The sequence below is a fragment of the Micromonospora tarapacensis genome (assembly GCF_019697375.1).
In the GTDB taxonomy this organism is placed as follows: Bacteria; Actinomycetota; Actinomycetes; order Mycobacteriales; family Micromonosporaceae; genus Micromonospora; species Micromonospora tarapacensis.
On record NZ_JAHCDI010000004.1, the window covers coordinates 5,616,921 to 5,641,280 of the forward strand.

At 72.1% G+C, this 24,360-nt stretch carries 12 protein-coding genes and 2 pseudogenes; 11 read left to right on the forward strand and 3 right to left on the reverse strand.

Annotated elements, in window-relative coordinates; genetic code table 11:
• Window positions 1-138: 138 nt before the first annotated feature.
• The 3 genes from eccB to KIF24_RS31925 all read left to right on the forward strand — a co-directional run bounded on the left by eccB (window position 139) and on the right by KIF24_RS31925 (window position 2,356).
• Complete coding sequence (gene eccB / locus KIF24_RS31915) at window positions 139-1,566, forward strand: type VII secretion protein EccB (protein ID WP_221087191.1); 1,428 nt, start codon at window positions 139-141, stop codon at window positions 1,564-1,566.
• A 157-nt stretch (window positions 1,567-1,723) separates the two neighbouring features.
• Window positions 1,724-2,053: a WXG100 family type VII secretion target gene (locus KIF24_RS31920; RefSeq protein WP_221087192.1), complete on the forward strand. Its 330-nt coding sequence runs from the start codon at window positions 1,724-1,726 to the stop codon at window positions 2,051-2,053.
• Window positions 2,054-2,068: 15 nt separating this feature from the next.
• Window positions 2,069-2,356, forward strand: a complete 288-nt coding sequence (locus tag KIF24_RS31925) for a WXG100 family type VII secretion target (RefSeq protein WP_221087193.1) — start codon at window positions 2,069-2,071, stop codon at window positions 2,354-2,356.
• A gap of 140 nt (window positions 2,357-2,496) precedes the next feature.
• On the opposite strand, the gene mycP is transcribed toward KIF24_RS31925, so the two are convergent.
• The gene (gene mycP / locus KIF24_RS31930) at window positions 2,497-3,795 is read right to left on the reverse strand and encodes a type VII secretion-associated serine protease mycosin (RefSeq protein WP_230416022.1); all 1,299 of its coding nucleotides are present in this window, start codon (window positions 3,793-3,795) and stop codon (window positions 2,497-2,499) included.
• Between the two features lie 149 nt (window positions 3,796-3,944).
• Between mycP and KIF24_RS31935 the strand changes: the two genes are divergently transcribed.
• From KIF24_RS31935 to KIF24_RS35280, 4 genes and pseudogenes are all read left to right on the forward strand, one after another.
• A complete protein-coding gene (locus KIF24_RS31935) occupies window positions 3,945-4,337 on the forward strand; it encodes a YbaB/EbfC family nucleoid-associated protein (RefSeq protein ID WP_221087195.1) in 393 nt (130 codons plus the stop codon).
• The gene (locus KIF24_RS31940) at window positions 4,334-4,681 is read left to right on the forward strand and encodes a hypothetical protein (RefSeq protein ID WP_221087196.1); all 348 of its coding nucleotides are present in this window, start codon (window positions 4,334-4,336) and stop codon (window positions 4,679-4,681) included. The genes KIF24_RS31935 and KIF24_RS31940 overlap by 4 nt, the downstream gene beginning before the upstream one ends.
• A gap of 44 nt (window positions 4,682-4,725) precedes the next feature.
• Entirely contained in the window at window positions 4,726-6,717 is a 1,992-nt protein-coding gene (locus KIF24_RS31945; protein ID WP_221087197.1) for a WXG100-like domain-containing protein, read from the forward strand.
• A 541-nt stretch (window positions 6,718-7,258) separates the two neighbouring features.
• A pseudogene (locus KIF24_RS35280) lies at window positions 7,259-12,703 on the forward strand (toxin glutamine deamidase domain-containing protein); the annotation flags it as partial.
• A 2,913-nt stretch (window positions 12,704-15,616) separates the two neighbouring features.
• Here the strand turns inward: KIF24_RS35280 and KIF24_RS35285 are convergent.
• Window positions 15,617-16,357, reverse strand: coding sequence for a hypothetical protein (locus KIF24_RS35285; RefSeq protein WP_407940022.1), 741 nt, complete (start codon window positions 16,355-16,357; stop codon window positions 15,617-15,619).
• Between the two features lie 1,410 nt (window positions 16,358-17,767).
• Between KIF24_RS35285 and KIF24_RS35290 the strand changes: the two are divergent.
• The 3 genes and pseudogenes from KIF24_RS35290 to KIF24_RS31960 all read left to right on the forward strand — a co-directional run.
• Window positions 17,768-21,145: pseudogene (locus tag KIF24_RS35290) on the forward strand (C2 family cysteine protease); the annotation flags it as partial.
• 29 nt (window positions 21,146-21,174) lie between these two features.
• A complete protein-coding gene (locus KIF24_RS31955; RefSeq protein WP_221087199.1) occupies window positions 21,175-22,017 on the forward strand; it encodes a DUF6406 domain-containing protein in 843 nt (280 codons plus the stop codon).
• Window positions 22,004-22,921: a DUF6406 domain-containing protein gene (locus KIF24_RS31960; RefSeq protein ID WP_331461350.1), complete on the forward strand. Its 918-nt coding sequence runs from the start codon at window positions 22,004-22,006 to the stop codon at window positions 22,919-22,921. Before KIF24_RS31955 ends, KIF24_RS31960 begins: the two co-directional genes overlap by 14 nt.
• A 27-nt stretch (window positions 22,922-22,948) precedes the next feature.
• On the opposite strand, the gene KIF24_RS31965 is transcribed toward KIF24_RS31960, so the two are convergent.
• Window positions 22,949-23,491, reverse strand: a complete 543-nt coding sequence (locus tag KIF24_RS31965; RefSeq protein ID WP_221087200.1) for a hypothetical protein — start codon at window positions 23,489-23,491, stop codon at window positions 22,949-22,951.
• A 70-nt stretch (window positions 23,492-23,561) separates the two neighbouring features.
• On the opposite strand from KIF24_RS31965, the gene KIF24_RS31970 reads away from it, so the two are divergent.
• Entirely contained in the window at window positions 23,562-23,813 is a 252-nt protein-coding gene (locus KIF24_RS31970; RefSeq protein ID WP_221087201.1) for an SCO4848 family membrane protein, read from the forward strand.
• Window positions 23,814-24,360 lie beyond the last annotated feature (547 nt).

Genomic DNA, 24,360 nt, shown 5'->3' on the forward strand with positions numbered 1-24,360 from the left:
GAAGGACTCCTCGGCTGCCGTGGTCGGTTCCGCCGGCCGACGCCAGGTGCGGGCACCGGGCGGCTCGACGCCGTGCCTATGGTAGGCACCGCGGTCCGGTGTTCGTGACCGTGCCGGCGTACGCCAGGGGAGGGTGCCATGCCGTCGCGGCGCGACCAGGTCCAGTCGTACCAGTTCTTCGTGCAACGGATGACCTCCGCGCTCGTGGCGCGCGAGCCCGATCCGGAGGCGGCGCCGTTCCGCCGGCTCGGTGGCGCCGGTTTCGCCAGCGTGATGGTGGCGGTGCTCTGCCTGGCGGCGGTCGGGGTGTACGGCCTGCTGCGTCCCGGCGGGGCCACCAAGTGGAAGGAGAGCGGCGGGGTCATCCTGGAGAAGGAGACCGGCACCCGCTACCTGTACCGGGAGGGTCGCCTGCACCCGGTGCTCAACTACGCCTCTGCCCTGCTGGCCATGGAGTCCGCCGCGCCGACGGTCTCGGTCTCCCGCAACTCGCTGGTCGGTACGCCGCGTGGCCCCCGCATCGGCATCCCGTTCGCGCCGGACGCGCTGCCGCCGGCCAACCGGATCCTGGACGGGCCATGGACCCTGTGCACCCAGCCGGCCCGGGACGCCGCCGGTGGGATCGTCGCCACCACGGTGCTCACCGTCGGACGGGCACCGGACGGCGGGCGGGAGCCGGGTGACGCCGGCCTGCTGGTCCGCGACCGTAAGACCAACCGGCTGCACCTGGTCTGGCGGGACCACCGGTACGAGATCCGGGACGAGGAGACGGTGCTGACCGGCCTCACCCTGGGTGCGGAGCCGGTGGTCGAGGTCGGTGGGGCGTGGCTGAACGCGCTGCCCGCCGGCGAGCCGATCGCCGCCCGCCGGGTTACCGACCGGGGCGCACCGTCGACGGCGCTGCCGGACGCCCGGGTCGGCCAGGTCTTCATGGTGGAGAGTCAGAACCGCAGCCGCCAGTACTACCTCGCCGAGCGGGCGCGACTGGTCCCGATCACCCCCGTGCAGGCCGACGTGCTCCTGGCCGACAAGGCGACGGAGGCGGCGTACCCGGACGGGGGGAAGCCGCGCCCGGTCGAGCTCGCCGTCGGCGCCGCCGCTGCCGCGCCCAAGGCCGCCGCCCCGGACCAGGGGCGCTACCGGGCACCGGAACAGCGGCCCGAGATCGCCCGGCTGGCCGGCGACCAGCCGGCGATCTGCGCCGCCTACCGGCCGGGCCAGGATGAGCCGACGGTGCTGCTCGACGCGCAGGTCCAGCCGGTGCGCGAGCCGGTGCGCACCGGTGAGCAGACCGGCGACGGCGTCCCGCTGGCCGACCGGGTGGTCATCGAACCTGGATACGGCGTCCTGGTCGTCGCAGTCTCCTCGCCCGAGCAGGAGACGGGCACCCTCAACCTGGTCACCGATCTGGGTCACCGGTACCCACTTGCCTCGGAGGCGGTGCCGGCGCTGCTCGGCTACTCGGGCGTGGATCCGGTGCGGCTGCCCGCGAGTCTGGTGGTCCGGTTGCCCGCCGGCCCGGCCCTCGACCCGGCGACGGCGAAACTCGCCATCGACCCGGAGTGACCCGACCAGCCACAATGGAAATATGGGTCACGTCACGGTCTAGCGCGGGCTGGACACGACCCGTTACCGTTCGTACGACGGTGGTGCGTGAGCGCCGACTACCAGGCCGCCCCCGGCAAAGCGGGGCGATCGAACGAGGACGGGGGTGACTTCCGCCATGTCGATGAATACCGACACCGGCTTGATGCTGAAGACTGAGGGTGACGTCGATGCCGCCGCCGACCGGCTCACCGGCAACCTCAACTCGCTGATGGACCAGCTCGCGCCACTGTACGACCAGTGGAAGGGCGCTGGTGCGGGTTCCTTCCAGCAGGTGCGTGAGCGGTTCGACCAGGACATGGCCCGGCTCAACGTCGCGCTGCGCGCGATCGCCGAGGCTGTCGGGTCGGCCGGTAAGGACTACGACGTCAGTGACGAGGAGATCCGGTCCGACATGGACAGCGCGGGTGCGACCGCCGGCCAGATCACCGCTGCGCTGAAGCTCTGACGGGGAGGATTCGAAATGGAGATCCGGTACAACTTCGCCGGCCTGAACGCCGCGGCGGACAGCTGCAGCGGCGCGGTCAGGAACCTGAACGGCGAGCTGGACGGGCTCAAGACCGGTATCGCTCCGCTGCTGGCCACCTGGGACGGTGACGCCCGGGAGGCGTACTTCCGTCGGCAGACCGAGTGGGAGTCGGCCGCAAACGACCTTCGTGACCTGCTCGGCCGGATCGAGAGGGCGCTACGCGAGTCGGCCGCCAAGATGCAGGCCCGTGAGGCGGCGAACCGCGCGAAGTTCGGCGACTGAAGCAGACGGCAGCACCCGATGGCCCGGCCCCGCGCCGGGCCATCGCCGCCCGTACGGCATCCTTGTGACCGGCGGCGTCCGGGCCGACCGACGTCCCGGGCGGCGGCTCCCGCCGACTGCGCCGACACGCGGTGTCGTCGTCAGCTGCGCGGCATCGAACTCGGCACCCGGAAGAAGACCGCCTCGGGCTCGTCGATCTCGGGCGCGGCGGGGGGCGGCGCCGACGGGCGGGTGGCACGCCACCGCGTGCGGCGGCCCTGCGGTAGCAGCGTCGCCAGCACCGCGACGCCGACGGCGACCAGGGCCAGTGCCATTCCGATCCAGAGCGCCCATCGGCCGGCGACCGCCCAGCGTTCCGCGCGAGCCTGTGCCACCGCGTCCTGGGGTACGTCGGGCAGCGGCGGTTGGACGACCGGCGCCCCGGTGGTCAGGCGCTCGGTGACCGCCCGGTACGGATTGACCACCCCGCTGCCGTAACCGCGTGAGGCGTCGCCCCGGGCCGGGTCAGCGGTGGCCAGCAACCGTCTGGTGACCTGTGCCGCCGACAGCTCCGGCTCGGCAGAGCGGATCAGCGCGGCGGTCGCACTCACCATCGGAGTGGCGAAGCTGGTCCCGTCCCAGACCTGGTGACCGGCCAGCCGGGTGGCGGCGACCACGGCTCCACCGGGGGCGACGACGTCGACGTACGACCCGATCTGGGATTGCCGGATCCGGCTCCCGTTCTGATCGATGGCGCCCACGCCGATCACGCCGTCGTAGGCGGCGGGGTAGGGAACGGGGTCGGGGCGGGCACCATCCTGGTGTTCGTTACCGGCGGCGGCGACCAGCACGACGTCCTTCTCCACGGCGTACCTGACGGCCTCCCGCACCTCCTGGTCAGGGTAGTAGAGCGTTACCGACATGTTGATCACATCGGCGCCGTCGTCGACCGCGCGCCGGATCGCCGCCGCGAACACCGCCCCGGTGACGGTCTCCCCGTCGGCGCCCTGCGGGTCGTTGGCGTTGCGCTCACTGACCCGGATCGGCACGATCGTGGCATCGGGCGCCAGGCCGTAGAAGCCCACCCCGTCCTGCCGGCCGGCGGCGATGATGCTGGCGACCGCCGTGCCGTGCGAGACGCAGTCCACGTCGCCCCCGGGCGTACCGCGCAGTGCGTCGAAGCCGGTGGTCACCCGTCCGGCCAACTGGGGGTGCCCGCTGTCGGTGCCGGAGTCGACGACCGCGACCCGCACTCCCGCGCCGGTGCTGAACGGCCAGACACGCTGCGGTGCGAGCCACCGCTGGTGCCAGGGAGTCTCGGTGTTGACCTGTCCCGGATCGCTCGGATTCTGGCAAATCGCCGGTGCGGCACGGGCAGGGTTGGCCACGGGAGCCGACAACATCGTGGCCAATGCTGCTCCCACCAGCGCGTACGTCGCTGTAGGACGGTCCCGGACCATTCGTGCGACCTCCCCGCGGAGCCGTGTCCGCTGCATCGTAGCGGCGGGCGACCGCAGATCGGGCGCCCCGACGTCGCACCGATTCAGTATGGTCGAGGCATCACGCCCAGGCGCGGGCGGGACGTGGACGTGCACGGGGAGGACACGCCATGGACGTACAGGCGCTGCGCGCCCGTGCCGACGAGCTGATGGCTCAGTTCGAGCGGATGCGCTCCGGTGTGGGCGACCTTCAGCAGCACCTCAGGGCGGTGAAGGCCACGGTCACCTCCGACGATGGCCTGGTCACTGTCACGGTGGGGGCACGAGGCCAGGTGACGAAAGTCGAGTTCGACCCCCGCATCTACCGCCGGCCGAACTCGAAGGAACTTTCCACCACCGTCACCGAGACGATCCGGCGAGCGACCGAGAAGGCCATGGCCGAGGTCGAGGAGCTGGTCCGGCCGTTCGTGCCCGACAGCCAGTTCCAGGCCTACATCGACCACGACCTGGACGGCATCTTCCGGCAATTGGACAGTGACCTGCCCGGGGAGGACAAGCGATGACCGAGTTGCAGGAAACCTTCGTCAAGCCGGACGCGGCCCTGGAGGGCGCGAACCATCTGGGCGCCGCCGGTGCCCGGTTGGCCACGGCCTGGAGCAACCTCTCGGGCACGATCACGGCCCTCAACGGCGGCAAACCCAGCCCCTGGGGTGACGACGAGCCGGGCAACGCGTTCAACAAGGACTACCTCGGCGGCGAGGACCAGCCGGCGCAGCGGGTCCTGGAGATGGGTGCCGAGCTGATCCCCGTGGTCGAGCTGTTGGGCCCGACCGTGAAGGGTGCGGTGGAAGGCACCGTCGACGTCGACGACATGGTCAAGACCCTGTTCGGCGGCGACGGCCGGTAGCCGTAACCAGCAGCCGGTCGGCTTCGGACGGAGGGGCACTCGGGGTGGCGGTACCCAATCCCAGGAACTCCCTGGGCGAGTACGCCTGGGTCTGGGACGCCATCTGCTGGGTGAGCGCGGGCGAGGCGTGGCCCAGCGGCGACGAAGACAAGATGCGCGAACTCGCCGACGCCTGGCAGGCGCTGGCGAACGCGGTCGGCGACGCGCTGGGCCAGGCCGATCCGGCGGTCATGAAGATCCTGCAGAGCTGGGGAGGCGGTGCCGGCGAGGCTTTCGGTGGGCTGTGGAACCAGATCGGTGTGGACCCGAACGGCGGCCTGCCACTGATCCAGGAGATCGCCGGCGCGTATGCGGTCGGCTGCGACCAGGCCGCGCTCGAGATCGAGTACGCCAAGTTGACGGTGCTGATCGCGGTCATCATCACCGTCATCGCCGTGTTCGTCGCGCTGCTGATGGCCTGGCTGGGCGGAGTGTCGGCCGGCGCGATCCCGGGCATCCTGGCCGGCGGCCGGCAGGCCGTGACGATCGCCTTCCGGCGACTGATCGCTCAGATGGGACGCCAACTGCTCACCCGGGCTGGGGCGCGGGCCGCCCTGCGGATGGCCGGGACGAGGATCGGGCAGCTGGTTACCAGTCAGGGCTTCCGGCGGGGTCTCAACCGACTCGGCCTGGAGTTGCTGGAGGAGATCGGCGAAGAGCTGATCATCGATGTCGGCGCCCAGGCGTACCAGATGAACACGGGCGAGCGCCGCCAGTGGGAGGGCAATCGGACCCTCACCGCCGGTCTGGGCGGTGCCTACGGCGCAGTGCTCGGCACTGGCGTGAGCTGGGCCGGTCGCCGGGTGGCACCGCGGATGCCGTTCTCGTTCAGTCCGTCGCAGCTGTCCTTCCGGGGCAGCGGCATGGTCCGCTGGGGCAGCAGCAGTCTCACCTCCGGCGCCCAGAACGCTGTCGTCTCACCCGCCGCCAGCCTGCTCGCCAACCGCACGGTCACCGGGAAGTGGGACATGCCTGGCGCGGAGGCCTTCCTCGGTGGCTTCGCCAGTGGCGCCGGCCGCACCGGCGCGACTCTCGCCGGGGGGGCCGCCGGCAATCTGGGAGCCAGGGCCACCAACTGGAGCCTGGGCAGGTCGGGCATCGAGCTCGCGCCCGGCGCCGGGCCCGGTGCGGGCGGTATCGACCCGGCGTCCGGCGTCGGGGGTGCGAATGGTCTCGGCGACCTCGGCGGAGCCACCGACGCGGGTGCCGGTTCGACGTCGGGTGCCGGTTCGACGTCGGGTGCCGGCCCGTCCGCCGGCGACGCCGCTGGAGCGGGCCTCGGCGCGCCCGGCTCGGATGGTGCCGGCAGTGCCAACGGAGCGGGTGGCACGTCCGGCGCCGGGGTCACCGGCGGCACGACCGAGAACGGTCCCGGCACGGTACCGGACAGTGGGTCCGGCTCGATCAGCCTCGCACCGCCCACGGCGGAGGCGTCGGTTGTGCCGGAGGCGTCGGTGATGCCGGCGGCGGAGGCGCCGGTAGCGCCGGCGCCGGTAGCGTCGACCGTGGACGGTGGCGCGCCGACCGGCGACCCGACCACGGGCGACGGCACATCCCGCGTCGACGGCACGACCGGATCCCCGGTGGCTCTCCCCGCCGATGGCGTGGCCACTACGCCCACCCCCGCGCGCGGCGACGGCACCGTGACGGGCGTTTCCACCGCCGATGCCGACCAACAGGCGACGCCGGACAACCGCGACGCAGCGGTCACCGCCTCGCCCGGCTTCGACCGACCCACAAGCGACGCGACCGGTCGGACCGACGGCGGGTCGGTGCCGGGCCTGCGAACGGAGGCCGGCCCGGCCGCGCCCGGCGACGGTTCGGCCAGCCCTGGTCGCCCGGTCACGCAGACCCCGCCAGCGACTTCACCGGCGCCGGTCCGGTCGAAAGCCAAGCCGGTCCCGTCGTCGCGGACGCGCCACCGACGGTGCTGCCCGCCGCCCCGGTGGCCACGCCGCCCGCCGCCCCGGTGGTTGGGCCGACGCCGGCCAACGTGACACCCGCCGGCGCCGCGGTTCCGACGAACCCGGCCCCCACGACCGGCACGCCCACGACGACCGGTACGCCCACGACGACCGGCCCCAACGTGTCGACGCCGCCCACGGCCGGCACGAACAGCCCACCAGCGGCCGGCACCCAGCCCACCACCGGCAACACCGCCACGCAACCGGTGCCCGGCCGCACGACGCCGGCCGCACCGGCCGCACCGGTCGTCGATCCCACGGCGGCGAACACGTCCGGGTCGATCTCGCTGGCGCCGGCCGCCGGCACCACCTCGGCCGACCCTGACCAGCCGGCCCGCCCACCGTCCACCGACCGACCGGAGGTGCCTGGACCGGTCGCCCCGGCGGTGCCGGCGGCGACGGCCGGCACCGTGCCGGCGGCGGCCGTCGCCGGCCCTCCATCACCCCCACCGTCGACACCGATCAGGATGCGGACCGGACCGACCCGCCGCAGCGGACCGGCGACGGCGGGCCGGTCGTCGTCCCGGTGCCGGGCAGTACGGGAACCCTGGCCGGTGACCCGACCGCGCCAGGGGTGCCCGGAGGCCCGGTCGATCCACAGACCCTCAGGCGCTCGGCGGGGCCGACCGGACGAGGCACGCACAGCTGGCAGCTCAACCCGACGGCGGTCGACGGCGATCCCTCCGGCCCGGACGCGGAGCGCACCCTGATCGAGGCGTCGCGGACGTTGGCGGAGACCGTCCGGACGGCGGTCAAGGCCACCACCGTCTCCAGGGGCAAGCAGCCCGGCATGGCCGGGGCACTGCTGACGCCCGACGGCGAGATCACGACGCACACCAGCATGACCGGTGACAAGAGCGCCAAGCCGACAACCCAGCCGAGGACGCATCCGCTCGCGCAGGCGGCGTTGGATCGGACGGCGGCGGCACTGGGCGAGGGCAGGGGCAAGGGGCACGGCAAGTGCGCCGAGGTCGCCCTGGTCTCCGACCAGCTCTATCGACTCGAGATGCAGTGGCGGGAGGCTGGCGAGCCCGGCAACTTCGAGCAGTACGCCCTGGACGCCCTGGCCGGGTCCAAGATCGTCACGCATCAGGTCGCGCCAGCGGTCTCGAACAGGGTTCGGTACGAGCTCGGGCACCACCGACCACCGTGCAACTCCTGCGCGCACTTCCTGCCGCAGTTCGACGTGGAGCCGATCACCGATCCGGATCGGGACGTCAGCGTCTACCAGCCGCCCGTGCCGGGCCTGGCCGGCACCGGCCCGCCACTGAGCGACGGCCGGCCGCTCGGGCAGCCGGATGGCCTGGTACCGCCGGCCCGGGCCGACCAGGACGCGCTCGACGCGGCGGTCCCCCAGGATCCGAGCACCGGGCGCCCGCTCGCCCACCCTGATCCGCGTGTCGGCCGCTGGGGAGATCTGGTCAACGACGGTGGGCCGACCGTCACGGGTCGCGACAACAACTGCGCCGACGTCGGCCTCTCCGTCCTGTCGACGTGGTTCGGCCGGCCCGAGGTTGCCGCGCCGACGGCGCCGTCGGCGACGGTGGAGGTGGGCAGTACCGCCCGGCAGGAACAGGCGCTGCGGGCCAGCTTCGCCCACCAGGGCTCCGGCACGACGGGGCTGGACGCGGTCGCCGAAGCGCTCCGGTCGGCTGGTCCCGGATCGGCGGCGCTGATCGTCACAAGCTGGGCTGGCGAGCCCGGCGCGCACACCTGGAACGCGGTCAACCACGACGGCACCATCGTCTGGTTCGACGGCCAGAATCGACTGGTCTCCGATACCGACCCGCTGCACGCGGCGCGGGTCGACGAGGTCTGGTCGATCGTGCTCGACGCCGAGGGCGATCCGGTCGGACGCTCCGCGCCCGAAGTGAGCAGACCGGCACCGGTCCCGCCGGCCTCGACAGCGGACGCAGCGGCGGCGATTCCGCCGGCGGGACGGGACCGGGACGCCGGACCGACCGGCCGGCCCGGCATCGACGCGGACGCGACCCGGCCGGACACGCCGCCCGGCGGCCCGACCACCTCGGACACGCCGCCCGGCGACGCGCGCCCCGGTAGCGATCCCGCGATGGATCCCGAGAGCGATCCTGGGCCGGACGCCGTGGCCAACACCGACCCGGTGGCCTGGCCCGACATGCAGGGCTGGCCGATGCCGGACACCCGCCGGATCGGGCCGGATCAGCTGGCGCCGCTGGAGGACGCCCGCTACCAGGACGATGTCGCGGACAGCCTGCGCACGCCCGAGGGGTACGAGGTCTCCGCGGACCCGTCCACCCACCCGTACGGCCAGCTGATCAACGACGGTGGGCCGGACCAGCCGGGGCGCGGCAACAACTGCGTGGACAACATCCTCGCGGCCCTGGCGAGCTTCCGCGGCGACCCCCAGGTCTCCTACCCGCGCTGGCCGGATCGGCTCGACGACGGATCCCTCGAAACCGAGCTTGGCGAACTGGACGGCTTCGGCCGGATCGAAAGTTGGATCGGCGGGGACTGGACGGGTGACAACGACATCCTGCCGGGTACGCCCGATGAGCGGTCCGCCGCGCTGGCCGACCGGTACGAGCAGCTCTACCAGCGGATCCGTGACGCCGGGCCAGGCTCGGCCGCCGTCGTCGCCGTCGAGTGGCTCCAGTTCGACGAGCACACCGGCGCCCCGCTGGTCGACGCCGACGGATCGACGCGGGGTGCAGCTCAGCACGTCTTCCTGCTCGTCTATCCCGAGGGGGCGGACGGGCCGGTGTGGTGGGATCCCCAGTTCGGCAGCACCACCACCGACCCGTTGCCCGGGGACTATGTTGAACTGACGCACAACCTGTGGTCGATGGAGGTGCAGCCCAGCCATGCCGATGAGCAGGGAGGAAGCCCGAGAGTTGATGACCAGACTGCTCGGGACGGACAACCCGGTGGCGATCTTCCCGTTCGAGTTCGGTTGGGCAGCCCAGGAGACTCTCTCCCCGCAGCAGCGGACCCAGGGCCGGCAGTTGGGCCAGGGGGTCTTCATCATCGACCAGACGGGGGTGGTGACCGCACATCCCAGCCTGCCGCCACCACTGATCATGAAGCGGTACGCGACGGCCCGACGGGAGGGCCGGATAACCGGCCGTCAGGTCTGGCCGGCACCGAATCCGATGGACTGAGTGACGCCGACGCGTCGGCGCCGGACGGTGACCGTGCCGAGACCCGCTACCTTGACGGGCTCTCGGAAACCGACCAGGCCACCCTGCTCGACGCGCTGACCGAGGCCCGGCTGGACGCCGACCAGATCCTGGCCGACCTGCAGAGCGTCAACGCGGAGGTGGCTGCGCGGCTCGGGCTGACCGGTGCGGACGCGCTGAGCGTGCTCGGCGAGCAGCACCGGGTCAAGGGCGCGGAGTCCCTGGCCCGCAAGTTCCGCAGCGAGATGGAACCGCTCGGCTACGACATGGCATCGGCGCTGGACACCGTCAACGACGTCGTGCGGTTCTCGGTGCGTGGGCCGGAGTCCGAGGCGTACGGGCCGGCGGTGGACTCGATCCTCTCGTCATTGGAGGCCCAGGGTTACCAGGTCACCGACCTGAAGAACTTCTGGCATCCCGGAAACCGGTTCTTCGGCCTGAACTGCACGCTGACGGCGCCGTCCGGGCGCACCTTCGAGTTGCAGTTCCCCACCGCCACCAGCTACGCCATCGGCACCCGGACCCACGTGCCGTACGAGGTGATGCGTGACCCGGAGCAGTCTCCCGCCGCCCGCGTGCAAGCATTCCTCGACATCCTCGCCATCAACAAGGCCAACGGCATCGCGGCGAGCATGCCGGGTGGCATGGAGACCACGCGGTTCCCTCCGCCGAAGGACACCAGCTTCGCCAAGTGGATGGCGTCGCCCAAGCAGGCGAAGATGCGCCAGGAGTATCTCGACTGGCTCGCCGGGCAGGGTGCCACGTTCGCCGACGTGCTCGCCGAGCGAGGATTGACGGCGTCAGACCTGCCTGGTCTGGACTTCGACCTGATGGGGGGCCCACATGGCGGCGCTGACGTTCGGCTACTTCCTCCTGCGGAGACCGGACGATCCGACCGGCCCGCCGGTCAACGTGATCGCGGAGGCGAACAGCATGGGGTCGACCCAGGCGGTGATCTGGGACCGGCCGAAGCAGGCCTGGACGTTCCGCCCGGACGTGGCGGCGGCGATCCTGTGGGCGAACCCCGAACGTCACGAGATCGAAGAGGTCGACCGGGCGACGGCAGAGCGCCAGGCGGCGCACTTCACCGCGGTTCCGTTGCCGACCGAGGCCGAGTTGACGGAGATCTGCCGCCGGGCGACCCGGCCGCCGACGCCCGAGGAGTGGAGGCGTGGGCCGGTGACCTGAGCGGTGCCGGCCCGCAGGTGCCGGGTGCGATCGGAGCCGCTCCGTCGGTGCCGATCGACACCGATCACGGGTTGCCGCAGACCCGGCGACTCGGGCCGGGTGAGCTGGCGCCCTTGGAGGATCCGGGCTACCAGTGGGACGTCGAGCAGAGCTTGCGGACCCCGGAGGGGTACGCGCTGTTCGCCGACCCGTCCACGCACCCGTACGGCCGGTTGGTCAACGACGGCGGGCCGGGACAGCCGGGTCGTGGCAACAACTGCCTGGACTCCTCGCTCTCGGCGTTGTCGAGCTTCTACGGCGACCCCCGAGTCTCCTTCCCGCGTTGGGCCGACGTCCGGCCCGACGGGTCGATCGAGGCCGTGACGGGCGAGGCGAGTGGCCTGGACCGCGCCGAGCAATGGCTCGGTGTCGACTGGTCCGGGGGCTCGGCGGGGCTGCCCACGACGCCGGCCGAACACGCGGCGGCCGTGGCCGACCAGTACGCACGGCTTCATCAGCGTGTCGCGGAGGCGGGGCCGGGCTCGGCGGCCCTGGTCGTGGCCGAATGGATCAGGACAGATCCCCGCACCGGCGACGTGGTCCTCGACCGTGGGAGCGTACAGGTCCAGGATTCACACGCCTTCGTTCTGGTCTATCCGGAGGGTGCGGACGGGCCGGTCTGGTGGGATCCGCAACGGGGGATGACGTGGCCGCAGCCCCCGGCCGCGTACGTGGCACAGACATATGCACTGTGGTCGATGACGACCTCGGTCGGAGGGGTTACGGATGACGGAGGACGAGGCGCTGACGCTGATCAAGCGTCTGCTGGGCACGGCGAACGAGATCGAGCTGCATCCGTTCGAGTTCGGGTGGTTGGCGAAGGAACAGCTCTCGACGCAGGAACGGGCGGAGGGCAGGCAACTGGGCCACGGGAGCTACATCATCGACCGGACGGGAGTGATCACGGCGCAGATGAGTCTGCCGGTACCGCTGCTGATCACGGAGTACACACAGGCCCGCCGGGAGGGCCGGATGACGGGTCGGCAGGTCTGGCCGACGGCGGAACCTACGGCCTGACGGCTGCCCCCGAGCCCTCGCTGCCGGAGAGCCGGCGGTACGGGCCGGGCGAACTGGCACCGTTGGAGGACATCCGCTTCCAGGGTGACCTCGCGGCGAGCCTGGCCACCCCGGACGGATATTCGACCTTCGCGGACCCGTCCACCCACCCGTACGGGCAGCTGGTCAACGACGGCGGACCGGACCAGCCGGGTCGGGGCAACAACTGCCTCGACTGCTCGTTGGCGGCACTGGCCAGCTTCCACGGCGACCCCCAGGTGTCCGTGCCGCGCTGGGCGGACCGGTCCGCTGACGGCTCGATCGACCGCGTCTCCGGCGAGCGGGGCGGTCTGGCGCGGGCCGGGGCGTGGATCGGCGGGGAGTGGACCGGAGGGCCCGACAGCCTGCCGGCTGACCCGGCCGCGCGCACGGATGCGGTCGCCCGGCAGTACGCCGACCTCTACCAGCGGGTGGCCGACGCCGGGCCGGGCGCGTCGGCGCTGGTGGTGGCCGACTGGCTGTTCGTCGACGACGCTGGCGACGTCGTTCTCGACGAAACCGGCCGCCCCGAGGTCGACGGCTCGCACGCCTTCGTGATCGTCTTCCCGGCCGACGCCGACGCACCGATGTGGTGGGATCCGCAGACCGGGACGACGTCACCGGACATGCCGGCCGCCGACGTATGGGAAACCCATGCCCTCTGGGCGATGATGATGCCTGACCGAGAGGGGCGAGTTGACCGAGGACGAGGCGCTGACGCTGATCAGCCGACTGCTGGGGACCCGGAACCCGATCGTGCTTCGGGAGTTCGAGTTCGGCTGGCTGGCCCGGGAGAGACTCTCGGCACAGGAACGGGCCTCGGGGATGCACGTGGGTCAGGGGAGCTACATCATCGACCGCTCGGGAGTGATCACGGTCCACTCCAGCCTGCCGCCCCGCCGGGTGATGGAGGAGTACGCGCAGGCACGCCGCGAGGGCCGGACCAAGGGCCGGCAGGTGTGGCCCGAGGCGGAACCGACGGCCTGACGAACCCCGACGGCCCGCCGGGGCCGCCGAGCGACCGCGACTCCACCAGCCACGCCGACGGGCCCGACCTGCGGCAGGCCGCCGCCGGTACCACCTTCGGTGGCGCGCTGCTCGATGCCGATCCGGCACGTACCGGGGAGGCCGTGCAGGCCGCCCTGACCGGCGGGCTGCTGCCCGACGGGGCGAGCGTCGAACTGGCCACCGGCATCGTCACCCTGGACACACTGAACGGCCCCTACCAGGTGCGCATCGAGCTGACCGACCCTCCGGCAGACACGCCGATCGTGCCCGTCGCCACCATCCAGCACACCGCCGACGGTGCGGTGGTGCAGATGTCGACCGGGGCGCACCCGGATCACGTCCGCCGCGCGGTGGCCTCGACCCTGGCCGAGGTGGACACCGTGGCCCAGGATCGGGCTGCCGGCCTGCGGTTCGACGCGACCACGGCGCTCGCCGAGGGCGCTCGGCCGGAGGGCAGCGGTGTTCGGGTCCTCACCGCGCGGGACATCGGCCACCTTGCCGAACTTCGGGTGGTGCTCACTGACAGCTCCGCCGCGTCCGGTCCGGCCCGCGTCGGTCAACTGCGGGCCGAGGCGTTGAGCCTGCTCGTCTCCTCCGGCCTGCTGGAGCAGGCGCCTGCGCATTCCGTACATGGACACGAACGCAGCGGCAACAGACCGGTGGTCGGCTCGTCGGCGGCCCAGGCCCGCCTCGACGTGATCCGGAACCGGCTGGGGAGCCTCGCGCCAGAGGTCGAGAGCCTGATCGGGATCGCCCGGAGCGACGGGCAACAGCTCGTCGCGGACCTCAGAGCGGCCCAGTCGGCTGTCCGTGCCGAGGCCCGGGCCTGGGCCCAGCAGGCCACCGCCCTGCGCAACGAGGCCGACCTCGCCCTCACCGCCACGGTGGACGCCGCCCTGGACGCGGCACCCGACCACGTCTTCGGCCGGCTGGTGATCGGTGGCGGCTGGGCCGCCACCGCCGACTTCGTCACCATCGGCGCCCCCGCCGACACCGGGAGCGGCCTGCCGCCGGTGCTCTGCGTCTCGCAGGGACACGACCCGTGGGCCGAGCGGCAGACGTTACTGATGGGGCAGGTCCCCTCGGAGCTGGAACTTCCCGGGCTGCCGTTCCAACCGGCCGATCTGGCCGAGGAAGGCACCCAGTTCACCCCGTCTGACGTCTTCGCCGACGCGGTGGGCGCGGCCCGGGCGCTCAGCGGGATGCCCACCTACCAGGGTTTGGCGACGTCGGTCACGCCTCGCCCGGTCGACGCCGTCGGGTGGCCTGACGGTGCCAACTATCGGGTCACCATCGGCGGGCGGGCGGTCTTCACCGCGTCGGTCGACATCGCGACCGGTCCAGGCCCCTCCCGGGTGCCGAGCGCGCCGACCACCACCAGCGGTCGGTACGTCGACCCGGCCACCGGCTACCGCGTGGACCGCTCCGGCCGGGCGCCGGTGTTCCGAGATCCGGCCGGCGTCGCCGTCGACCCGGCCAGCCTGCCCCCGACCGTACGAGCCGTCCTCGGCGGCCCTGGCAACGGTCGGGCTGATCTGCCGCTGCTCACCGACCTCACCGGCCGTCCAACGGATCCGCTGGTGGTCGAGCCGACCACCGGATACGCCGTCGACACCGTGACCGGGCAGCTCCACGACCCGGCGGGTGGGCCGGTGGATCCACGGACGCTGCCCGAGGAGGTGGCCGCCCGTCTCGGCCATGCCCCGGACGGCTCGTTCACCGACCCCCGACCGACCGCGCCGCCGGTCGACTTCGGCGGGCAGAACCTGGCCGACGCCTACCAGCCGGGCGACCGGGTGCTGGTCTACGGCGCGGGCCCGTCCGGGGCGTGGGACATCGAGCAGGCCGCAGCCTCCACGGCGGGGCGTGTCGACTGGTCGGCCCAGGCCAGGCCCCTACCGCCAGACCGGGTGACGGGCGACCCGGTGGTCGACGCGCAGAGGCAACTGGAGTACAGCTTCAGCGGCGGTGACAACCGACGCAACAACCTGCCCGGCCTTGGTGCGTACTCCGACGCCGCCCAGGCGCGGGTGGCGGACATGTCCCTGCGCGAGGTCGTCGGCATCCGGCACACCGTTGACGGGGCGTACCTCGTCAGGTTCAGCGACGGCACCGAGCAGGTCTATGACCGGGTGGTGCTCTCCATCGGGCAGGAGCCCCGGCTGCCCGGTGGCGTACACACCCTGCTGTCCGAGGTGGAGCTGTCAGTGCTTGAGGGGCCGTCCCTCGATGCAGACAACCCGGTTCCGGACGTGCTGGGCCTACGAGACGGCAGTGGCCAGCTCAGAGTCCTCGGCGGTGCCAGCGTGGCCGGGGCGCTGATGGCCGAGGCCGGCACCGCCGTCAGAAGGGCGGTGGCGCTTCAGGCCGCGGCGCTGCCGGACGACTCGCGGGGCATCCCGCCCAGCATCCGTTTCCATGCCCAGCGGATCGCCGAGGCGAACCGCGGCACGCCGCCCGTGCCGTCGCCCGACGGCGGCGGCTCCGCACCACTGGACTCGCCGTCAGACCTCCTCCCAGAGGGCGGTGCTGTACAACTTCCAGCCCCATTGGATGTCGAGCCAGGGCAGCGGGCCGTACCGCTCGATCAGCTCCTGCCCGAGCGGGGGCATCTCGACCCAGACGGGCGATCCGTCGATGTGCTCCCCGTGACCCTGGGCGGTGACCTCAACGAGGTTGTCGGACAGGTCGACGTAGCGCAGGGCAGGGAGATTCTGGCTGGCGGCGAGGGCCTCGGCTCCGGTCTGGCCGATGCCGCAGCCCGACAGGCCCAGCCAGCGCAACCGGCGCAGGTGCGGGGAGTCGACGAGCGCGGCAAGCCCGTCGTCGCCGATCGGGTTGCCGCTCAGGTCGAGGGCGACCAGACGGTCGAGGCAGGCGATCTCGGCGATCCGCGGCATCAGCCCGGCGGCGTCGACCAGGACCAGGTGGCGGACGGGGTGGTGGGCCCAGACCTCGGGTCCATGGTCGATGAAGGTGCGAGCGGTCATGGTGACCGACTCGATCAGGCCGTTACGCAGCTGCCATCTGTTGAGCAGATGACTGACCGGGTCAGCGAGCCGGGGACGGATCCGCCGGTGCAGGTACACCGATTCTCGGGTGCCGTAAGCGTTGGCCAGGTAGAGATGGATCAGCTCGGCGCGCTCGGGGTCGGTGGCCTCGATGGCGTCGGCGTAGCGCCGTCTCAGGTCGAGGTCGTCGGGGTCGGCGAGGATGGCGGCGTAGAGGTCGGCGGGCGTGGCCATGACGCCAGCGTATCGACGGACGGCTCGATCACCGCCGGTGCCGTTCCGGGCTCCACCTTCCACGGTCTGGGTCGACCGGTCGCCGACCCGGCGGCGGTGCTGGACCTGGCCCGGGTCGCGCTCCCACAGGTCGCCCCGTACGCCCAGGTGGACGCGGTGGTCCCGGTCGGGCCGAACCTGTTCGAGATCCGCACGGTCGGGCAGCACCCGCTGACCGTGCGGCTGGCCACCGGCCCGTTGACCGAGGGCACGGTGGCCCGGGCGACCCGTGACCCGGACGGCACCTTCACCGTCACCGTGTCGGACCGGGCCGCCGACCCGGTGGTGGCGCGGGCGCTCGCACACGAGGTCGCCGAGCTGGTGGCGCTGCACGAGTCCGGTCGGGCGCTGGTCGGCCCGCTGGACCCGGGCAACGTGCAGGGCCCGATCGACCCGGCCGGGCTCACCGCCCACGACCGGGGGCGGATGGCGGAGCTCCGGCTGCTCGCCGCCGGCTACGCCGATGCCGACCCGGCCACCCGGTTGGCCGTACGCGGCGAGATCGACTCCCTCGCCGGCCACCTCGGCCTGCGGGTCGGTGACCCGGATGTCCGGGCCCGGTGGGCGCTGCTTCCGCGGGACGTGCTGGCCCACCTGATGCAGCTCAGCGTGCCGTCGATCACGCCGGACGCGGTCTCCGGGGTACTGGCGGGCGCGGCGACCCTCACCGAGGTCGAGCGGGTCAGGATGATCGACTATCGGGCCCGGCTGGCCCCCGACTTCCAGGTGCCACCGCAGGCCGACCTGGACGCCCGGCTGCGTGAACTGGCCACGACGGCCGAGCACGCGCAGTCCGGGATGCCGCGGATGCCCGCCTTCGCCGGGCAGATCGTCGCCCTACCCGCCAGGCATCTCGACCGGATCCGGACGGCGGACCCGCAACTGGCCGACCGGTTGGCCGTCGAGGGGGTCTACGTCGACCTGACCGGCCGCTACGATCTGCGCCCGTACATGGTGGCGGCGGTCCCGGCGATCGACCTCGGCGCGGCCCGGCCGACGTTCGACCTGACCACCGAGGACGGGCGGCGGGCCCAACTGCACGAGGACCGCCAGCGGGCCCGGGCAGCGCTGCGCGGACTACCCGGCGACCAGGCGGCAACACTGCTCGCCGGCCACGACTTCCACTACCAGGGGACGGCCCGGTGGATGGGCCTGGTACCCGACGCCCTGACCGAGGCGCTGCGCGGCATCACTCCCGCACCGGCACCCGCCGCCACGGCGGAGACCGCCGCGACCGGCGAACCGTCCGGAAACGTCAGGATCGTGGCAGACCGGGTGACCCTGCCGCCGGACAGCCCGAAGAAGCCTGGCCCGGTCTACGGGCCGGCACTGGACGCGCGGACCGGCCAACCGCCGCCACTGTTCGACGGTCCGCCGAAGCGGACGGACGTACAGCAGGGCGCGCTGGGTGACTGCGGCATGATCGCCGTGATCGGCTCGGTCGCCGGTCACCTACCGGACACCATCGCGCAGATGTTCCACCCGAACCCGGACGGCTCGGTGGACGTGGTGCTGCACGAGACCAGCGGGCCCGGCCATGCGGTCACCCCGACCGGCCGCCAGCTGCGGGTGACCGTCTGGCCCGACGTGCCGTTGTACCCGAACTCGAACGGGCGCAGCGCGTACGCCGACCAGTCGACGGTCGGTGCGGCCTGGGCGTCGCTGCTGGAGAAGGCGATCGCCGCCGTCGACCGCACCTGGACCCAGCAGCGCCACGACCAGTGGCAACAGCAGTGGACCGCCCGCCCGGGTACGGACGCGGCGCAGGCCGCCCCGCTCGGTTACGCCCGGCTGGACAACGGCAGCAGTCGCCTGGTGCAGGCGGAGCTGCTCAGCCAGCTCACCGGGCTGCCGATCGGGGTGAGCCAGCTCGACCCGACGCCGGGCCGGGAGGCCGACGCCGAGACGCGACTGGCGACGCTGCTGGCCGCCGGCAGCCCGCTGGTCACCGGCACCCGGCCGGCCGACGCCTACTCGGCCCACCCCGGCGGCAAACCGCCGTACGGGTTGGTCGCCGGGCACGCGTACGAGATCGTGGCGGTGGTGAACGGCGAGGTGCAGCTGCGCAACCCGTGGAACTCGCAGCACCCGTCGCGGATGCCGGTGCGCGCCTTCCTCGACCTGATGAGCCCCTGGTACGCGCACGTCGAGCTGGCGCGCAGCACCGTGCCGGCGCTGCCGGGCTCCGAATTCCATGGTCACGGTCGGCCGGCGGCGGATGCCCCGGCGGTGGTCGACCGGGCCCGGACGGTCCTGCCCGCCCTGGCCGAGCCGATCGGCGCGGATCAGGTCGTCGCGGTCGGCCCCGACGTCTTCGAGGTCCGCTCGACCGGACTCGATCCACTGCGCGTCCGGGTCACCGCCGGCACCCTCGCCGACGGCGTGGTGGCGCAGACCACCCGCAACCTCGACGGCACCTTCACCCTCACCGTCTCCGACCGTGCCTCGGACGCGGTGGTCGACCGCGCGGTGGCCCACGAGGCCGCCGAGCTGCTGGCCCGGCACGAGACCGGTGAGGCGCAGGTCGGGCTCTTCGACCAGGGCGCCGCGGAGGGTCCGATCGACCCGGCCCGCCTCTCCGCCCGGGATCGCGGTCGTCTGGCGGAGCTGCGCCTGATGGCCGCCGGCTACCCGCAGGCCGACCCGACCGCCCGGCTGGCCCTGCGCGCCGAGATCGACACGCTCGTCGACCGGCTGGGCCTGCGCTGGGGTACGCCGGAGGCAGCCGCCCGCCTCGCCGTCCTCCCCGCCGACGTGTGGACCCAGGTGATGCAGCTGAGCCTGCCGGTGATCACGCCCGACGCGGTGTCCGGAGTGTTGGCTTACAACCCCAACCCGACGATGGTCGAGCGGTTCCGCGCGATCGACTATCGCTCCCGGCTCGCTCCCGACTTCCTGCCACCGCCCGCCGCCGAGTTGGACGCGAAGCTGCGGGAACTGGCCGTGCACGGGGAGCAGAGCCAGTCCTCGATACCCCGGATGCCCGCCCTGGCAGGGCAGCTCATCGGCCTGCCACCTGCCCTGCTGGACCCGATCCGCCAGGTCGACCCACAACTGGCCGACCGGATCGCCGCCGAGGGCATCTACGTCGACCTGACCGGCCGCTTCGACCTGCGCCCGTACACCCTCGACGGCGCCCCGGAGTTCACCCTGGACACGTCGGCGCCCGCGTACGACCTGAACACCGGCGCTGGCCGGAACGCGTTGCTGGTCGAGGACCGGTCCCGGATCGAGGCCGCCTTCAACGTCGAGTACGGGGCGAATCCCGCCGCCGTGGCCGTGCTCACCACGCACACCTTCCACTACCTGTCCGACGCCCGGCGGATGGGGCTGGTGCCGAAGGCGCTGACCAAGGCGCTGCAGGCGATGATGCCGCCGGAGCCGGACGTCGAGGTCGAGGTCACCCCGACCGTGACCACCAGCGAGATTGCGGTGGTCGCCGACCGGGTGACCCTGCCCGACCCAAACCCCAAGTATCCGATCGAGTACGGTCGCGCCCTGCAACCGGCAACGGGTCAGCCGGCGCCACTCCTGGACGGCCCGCCCCGGCGGACGCAGGTGCAGCAGGGCATGCTGGGGGACTGCGGGATGCTGGCCACGATGGCGGCCCTCGCCGGGCACCGACCGGAGAGCATTCCCCAGCTGTTCCAGCCGAGACCGGACGGCACGGTGGACGTCCTGCTGCACGAGAGTGTCTTGCGTGGAGACGGGTCGACGGCGACCGGGCGGCGCATCCGGATCAACGTGCGGCCCGACGTCCCGGTGCGCGCCGGCAGTTCATGGGCCGCGTATGCGAACCAGGCGCAGGCGGGTACCAGCTGGGCATCGGTGTTGGAGAAGGCGCTCGCTGCGGTCGACAGAACCTGGACCGGTGCGCGGCACGAGCAGTGGCAGCGTGAGTGGCGGGGATGGCATAGCAAGGATGACCCGCACCGTGCCGCACCGACCGGCTACGCGCGGCTCAATGTCGGGAGCACCGCACTGATGCAGGCCGAGTTGCTTACCCAGCTCACCGGCCTGCCGGCCCGGCAGACGCTGCTCGATGTCACGCCGGGTCGGGAGTCGGAGGTCGAGCGTCAACTGGCGGCGCTGCTCGGTGCCGGCAGCCCGATCACCATCGCGACCTGGCCGAAGGAGAGCTATGCCGGGCGATTGCCGGACGGGCTCAAGGCGAAGCACGTCTACGAGATCGTCACGGTGCAGGACGGCCAGGTGCAGCTACATAACCCCTGGAACACGGAGCATCCGTCACCGATGCCGGTACGGGCGCTTCTCGACCTGATGCAGCCATGGTGCGCGCACCTGGAACAGGCGCCGGCCGCCGTTTCGCCGCCGGCGGGTGGTGGCTCCGCAGCGATCGGCCACTCACCCATCCCGTCGCCTCGGACGTCCGCCGAGCGGACCGTCAACCGCCCGCTGGCTGTCCCGAGCCCGCCGCTGGTCGGTGAGCCCGGTCCGCTGGCAGAGCCCGCGTCGTCACCCCGCACTCGCGGTCGCGCTCACCTTGACGACGAGCGGCATGCGATCAGCTACTTCGCCTTGCTCGCCACCGACGGTACCGTGATCGGCCTGATGGTGTCGGAGGTCGGTGGCCCGGGGCGCTCGCTGCACTGGACGGCCGGCGGCGTGGCGCCGGGGCAGGCGACGCCGGCACCGGTGGAGCGTGCGGAGGCCGAACGGATCGCCCGTGACGTGCTCGGTTTCCTACTTCCCGCCGAGCCGGCGTTGTACGACATGCTGGACACCTGATCGTGCTTGAGGGAGCCGGGAGAGAACTGGTGCGCTCGTTTACTCATGTGGCCGTCGTCCAGAACAACACGACGACGGAGGTCGGGCTGGCGCGGTTCGGGGTGCGCTGGGTCGATGTCGGGCCGCCGGTGCGAGCCGCGATCATCGTGATGCCCTTCCGGAGCGACGAAAGTTTCGCCCATGAGGTCACACTCGGCGAGACCTTTCCGGTGGACGGCGAAACCTGGCGCTTTGCCGACCTCGACATGTCCAGCGCGGACGACTGGGAGGTCACCGTCCGCCGGGTGGACGAGGACGAGGTGATGGAGCCGCCGACCGGTCGGCTCTGGAAACGGGCTCGGCTACTGCCCTACGGGGAGCTGGACGAGAACCAGCTCCAGTCGTTGGAGGCCGCGCTCGGGGCCCCGCTGCCGCGGGGGTATCGCATCTGGCTGGGTCGGAACAACGGCGCGAAGCCGGAGGTGGCGCACCATATCCCTGGCGTGCCGTTCGCTCTGCTTCCGTCGGGTCCGCTGTTCGGCGTCCACCCGGAATATCCCCCGTTCGACCTGGTGCACGCCCAGCGTCAACACCGGGACCTCTGGCTCTCGCCGGCCTGGCTGGTCATCGCCGAACCGGCTGGTGGTCTGCTGGTCGTGTCGGCGGAACTGGGCAACGAGAGCGTCTACTTCGTGCACGACTTCGACCTGGTCGGCCCGCATGGCTTGGCCGGCTCGGCCGCTCGGGAACGGAAACTGAAGGCGGTGGCCTGGTCGATGTTCGAGTTCATCGGCCGGTTGACCCCGATGAAACTGGACCATCTTCCCCCGGTCCAGATCCACCCGCCGGGGACTTTCACGGACCCCAGCAACTACGAGAGTGGGCAGCTATGAGCAGGGCGCGGGCGGGCACGGTCCCGCTGCCGGTGGCGATGACTGGCAGGAGGTAGCGCCGTTGCGCTCGTTCACCGCTGTGGCGTCGATCCCCAACAACGTGCCCGTCGACGTGGGCCAGGCCCGCCTTGGGGTCCGGTGGGTCGACGTGGGGCCACCGGTCCGCGCCGAAATGATCGTCATGCCGCACCGGAGCGAGGAGTCTCCGCATCACGAGGTGACGCTCGGTGAGACCTTCCCGGTGGGCGAGGAGACCTGGCGCTTTGCGGATCTCGACATGGGCAGCGCCGATGAGTGGGAGGTGACGGTCCGCCGGGTAGACGAGAACGAGGTGATGGAGCCGCCCACCGGCAACCTCTGGAAGCCGGCCCGGCTGCGCCCCTACGGGCAGCTGGACGAGGCGCAGCTTCAGTCGGTCGAAGCCGCGCTCGGGGTCCGGCTGCCACCGAGCTACCGCGACTGGCTGCGCCGGAACAACGGCGTACAGCCCGAGGTGGAGCACCAGATTCCCGGCGTGCCGTTCACCCTGATGCCGGAGCGCCCGCTGTTCGGAGTGCATCCCGACTACCCGCCGTTCGACCTGGTGCAGGCCCAGCACGTACATCGAGATCCTTGGCTGTCGTCAGCCTGGCTGGTGATCGCGAACCCTTCGGGCGGCCTTCTGGTCATCTCGACGCGGTCGAGTGACGAGAGCATCTACTTCATGCACGAGTTCGACCTGGTCGGCCCGCCTGGCCCGCACGCCTCAGCGGCCCGGGAACGGAAGCTGCACGGGATAGCTCGGTCGATGGGATACCTCATCGGCCAGTTGACCCCGATGGAACTGGACCGTCTCCCTCCAGCCCAGATCGTCCCGCCGGGGGCTACCACGGGCCCCGGCAACTACGAGGCCGGGCCGGAGTAACCCAGCCCGGATGGCCTGATCTGGGGCTCAGCCGAGCCGCGAGAACAGGCCGGCGTACGCGTCGCGGATCGCGGCCAGTCGGTCCCGCCGGAACCGGCCGGGCTCGCGTTGGTGCAGCTGACGCCCCCGGTCACTGGTGAAGGCGTCCGGGGGGACGGCGTCCGCACCGGTCGGGATGAACTTGCCCACCTCGTCCAGCGCGGCCACTGCCCGGCTCAGCGCGGCGCGTGCCCGTTGCCCGGCCTCGCCGGCCGAGGGCTGCGCCGGCACCTGACCGGCGTACGCGTCGGAAACCAGCAGCCACTCACCCGGGTCGAGCAGTTGCGATGGCTCGTCGCCGCCGTAGCGGAAGCCGCCGCCCGCCGGAGCGACCAGGGGCGGCAGCCGGAAGACGAACTCCCGCTCCTGACCGCACCCCACGCAGGCCCCGGTGTAACGGCTGGCCAGGTCTCCGTCGTCGAGGGTGACGACCGTGCTCTGCCGGGGGAACCCCGTCGCCCCGCAAGAGCAGGGGTGCAGATCCATGTAGAGGTGCGCCTCCGCGTTGGTACGGCTCAGCAGCGGGGTCATGCGGACCACGGTACCGATCGGACGCCTCCGGCAACGCCCCGGCGGGGGACCGGTGGCATACTCGCCGGTCATGGTGTTGGCGCGCGGCTGGGCGATCTTCCTCACCGCGGTCGGAGTCTGGACCTGGGTGATCTGGCCACGGTTCGCCGTAGCCATCTGGAAAGACCCGAGATCCTGGTCCGCCGGCGTCGTCGGGGAATGGCCGCCGACGGGCTTCCTCTGGGTGCACGCACTGCTCATCGTGGCATCGCTGGCGGCCGGCACGGCCGTGGGCGTGCTCGGTGTGCTCGGCTGGCGGGCGTCCCGACGAGGTACGCGTTGAGCACACCGAGGCCGGCCGCCCAGCACTCCGCAAGGCGAATGTCGGTGTTGGTCCCGGCACGAACCGTGACCGTCGACCTGGGTGTGACGGGCGCCGCGTCCACCGGATTTGACGATCAATCCGGTGGACGCGTAACTTTCTCTCTGCCAGCGCGGAACGGGCAAACAGGGCGAAAGTCCTGTACCCCCGGAAAGCGACGGCACCGAGTCTGCGAAGGTTCCTCCCTTGTGGACACGGCCGGCTGGAGCTCGACAAGCCGCCCCAGGGGCGGATTTGGCCGAGCGAAACCGACCGGGTAGGGTTGACGACCGGCAGGGCACCGGGCGAGCTTGCGGGAAACCGCGGCGGCCGGTCTGCCGAATCCGACGAACAAGCGGAGCGGGCTACCGCTGCGCTGGTTCGCGGCGCCGAACCAGCGCAAGCGTGACGGACCGGGACACACGGTTTGACTCGCTCCAGATGGTAAGGTAACGTGGTAAAAGTGCCCGCTGTGAGGTGGGTGTGGTGTGGCCCCGGAGGGGTGCCTGCTGTTGGTGGGTGTTCTGAT

Coding starts and splice junctions, on each gene's coding strand:
- KIF24_RS31935 (WP_221087195.1), top strand. CDS start 3,945: ATGGACGTACAGGCGCTGCGCGCCCGTGCCGACGAGCTGATGGCTCAG.
- KIF24_RS31965 (WP_221087200.1), bottom strand. CDS start 23,491: ATGACCCCGCTGCTGAGCCGTACCAACGCGGAGGCGCACCTCTACATG.
- KIF24_RS31940 (WP_221087196.1), top strand. CDS start 4,334: ATGACCGAGTTGCAGGAAACCTTCGTCAAGCCGGACGCGGCCCTGGAG.
- KIF24_RS35285 (WP_407940022.1), bottom strand. CDS start 16,357: ATGGCCACGCCCGCCGACCTCTACGCCGCCATCCTCGCCGACCCCGAC.
- KIF24_RS31970 (WP_221087201.1), top strand. CDS start 23,562: ATGGTGTTGGCGCGCGGCTGGGCGATCTTCCTCACCGCGGTCGGAGTC.
- eccB (WP_221087191.1), top strand. CDS start 139: ATGCCGTCGCGGCGCGACCAGGTCCAGTCGTACCAGTTCTTCGTGCAA.
- KIF24_RS31920 (WP_221087192.1), top strand. CDS start 1,724: ATGTCGATGAATACCGACACCGGCTTGATGCTGAAGACTGAGGGTGAC.
- mycP (WP_230416022.1), bottom strand. CDS start 3,795: ATGGTCCGGGACCGTCCTACAGCGACGTACGCGCTGGTGGGAGCAGCA.
- KIF24_RS31925 (WP_221087193.1), top strand. CDS start 2,069: ATGGAGATCCGGTACAACTTCGCCGGCCTGAACGCCGCGGCGGACAGC.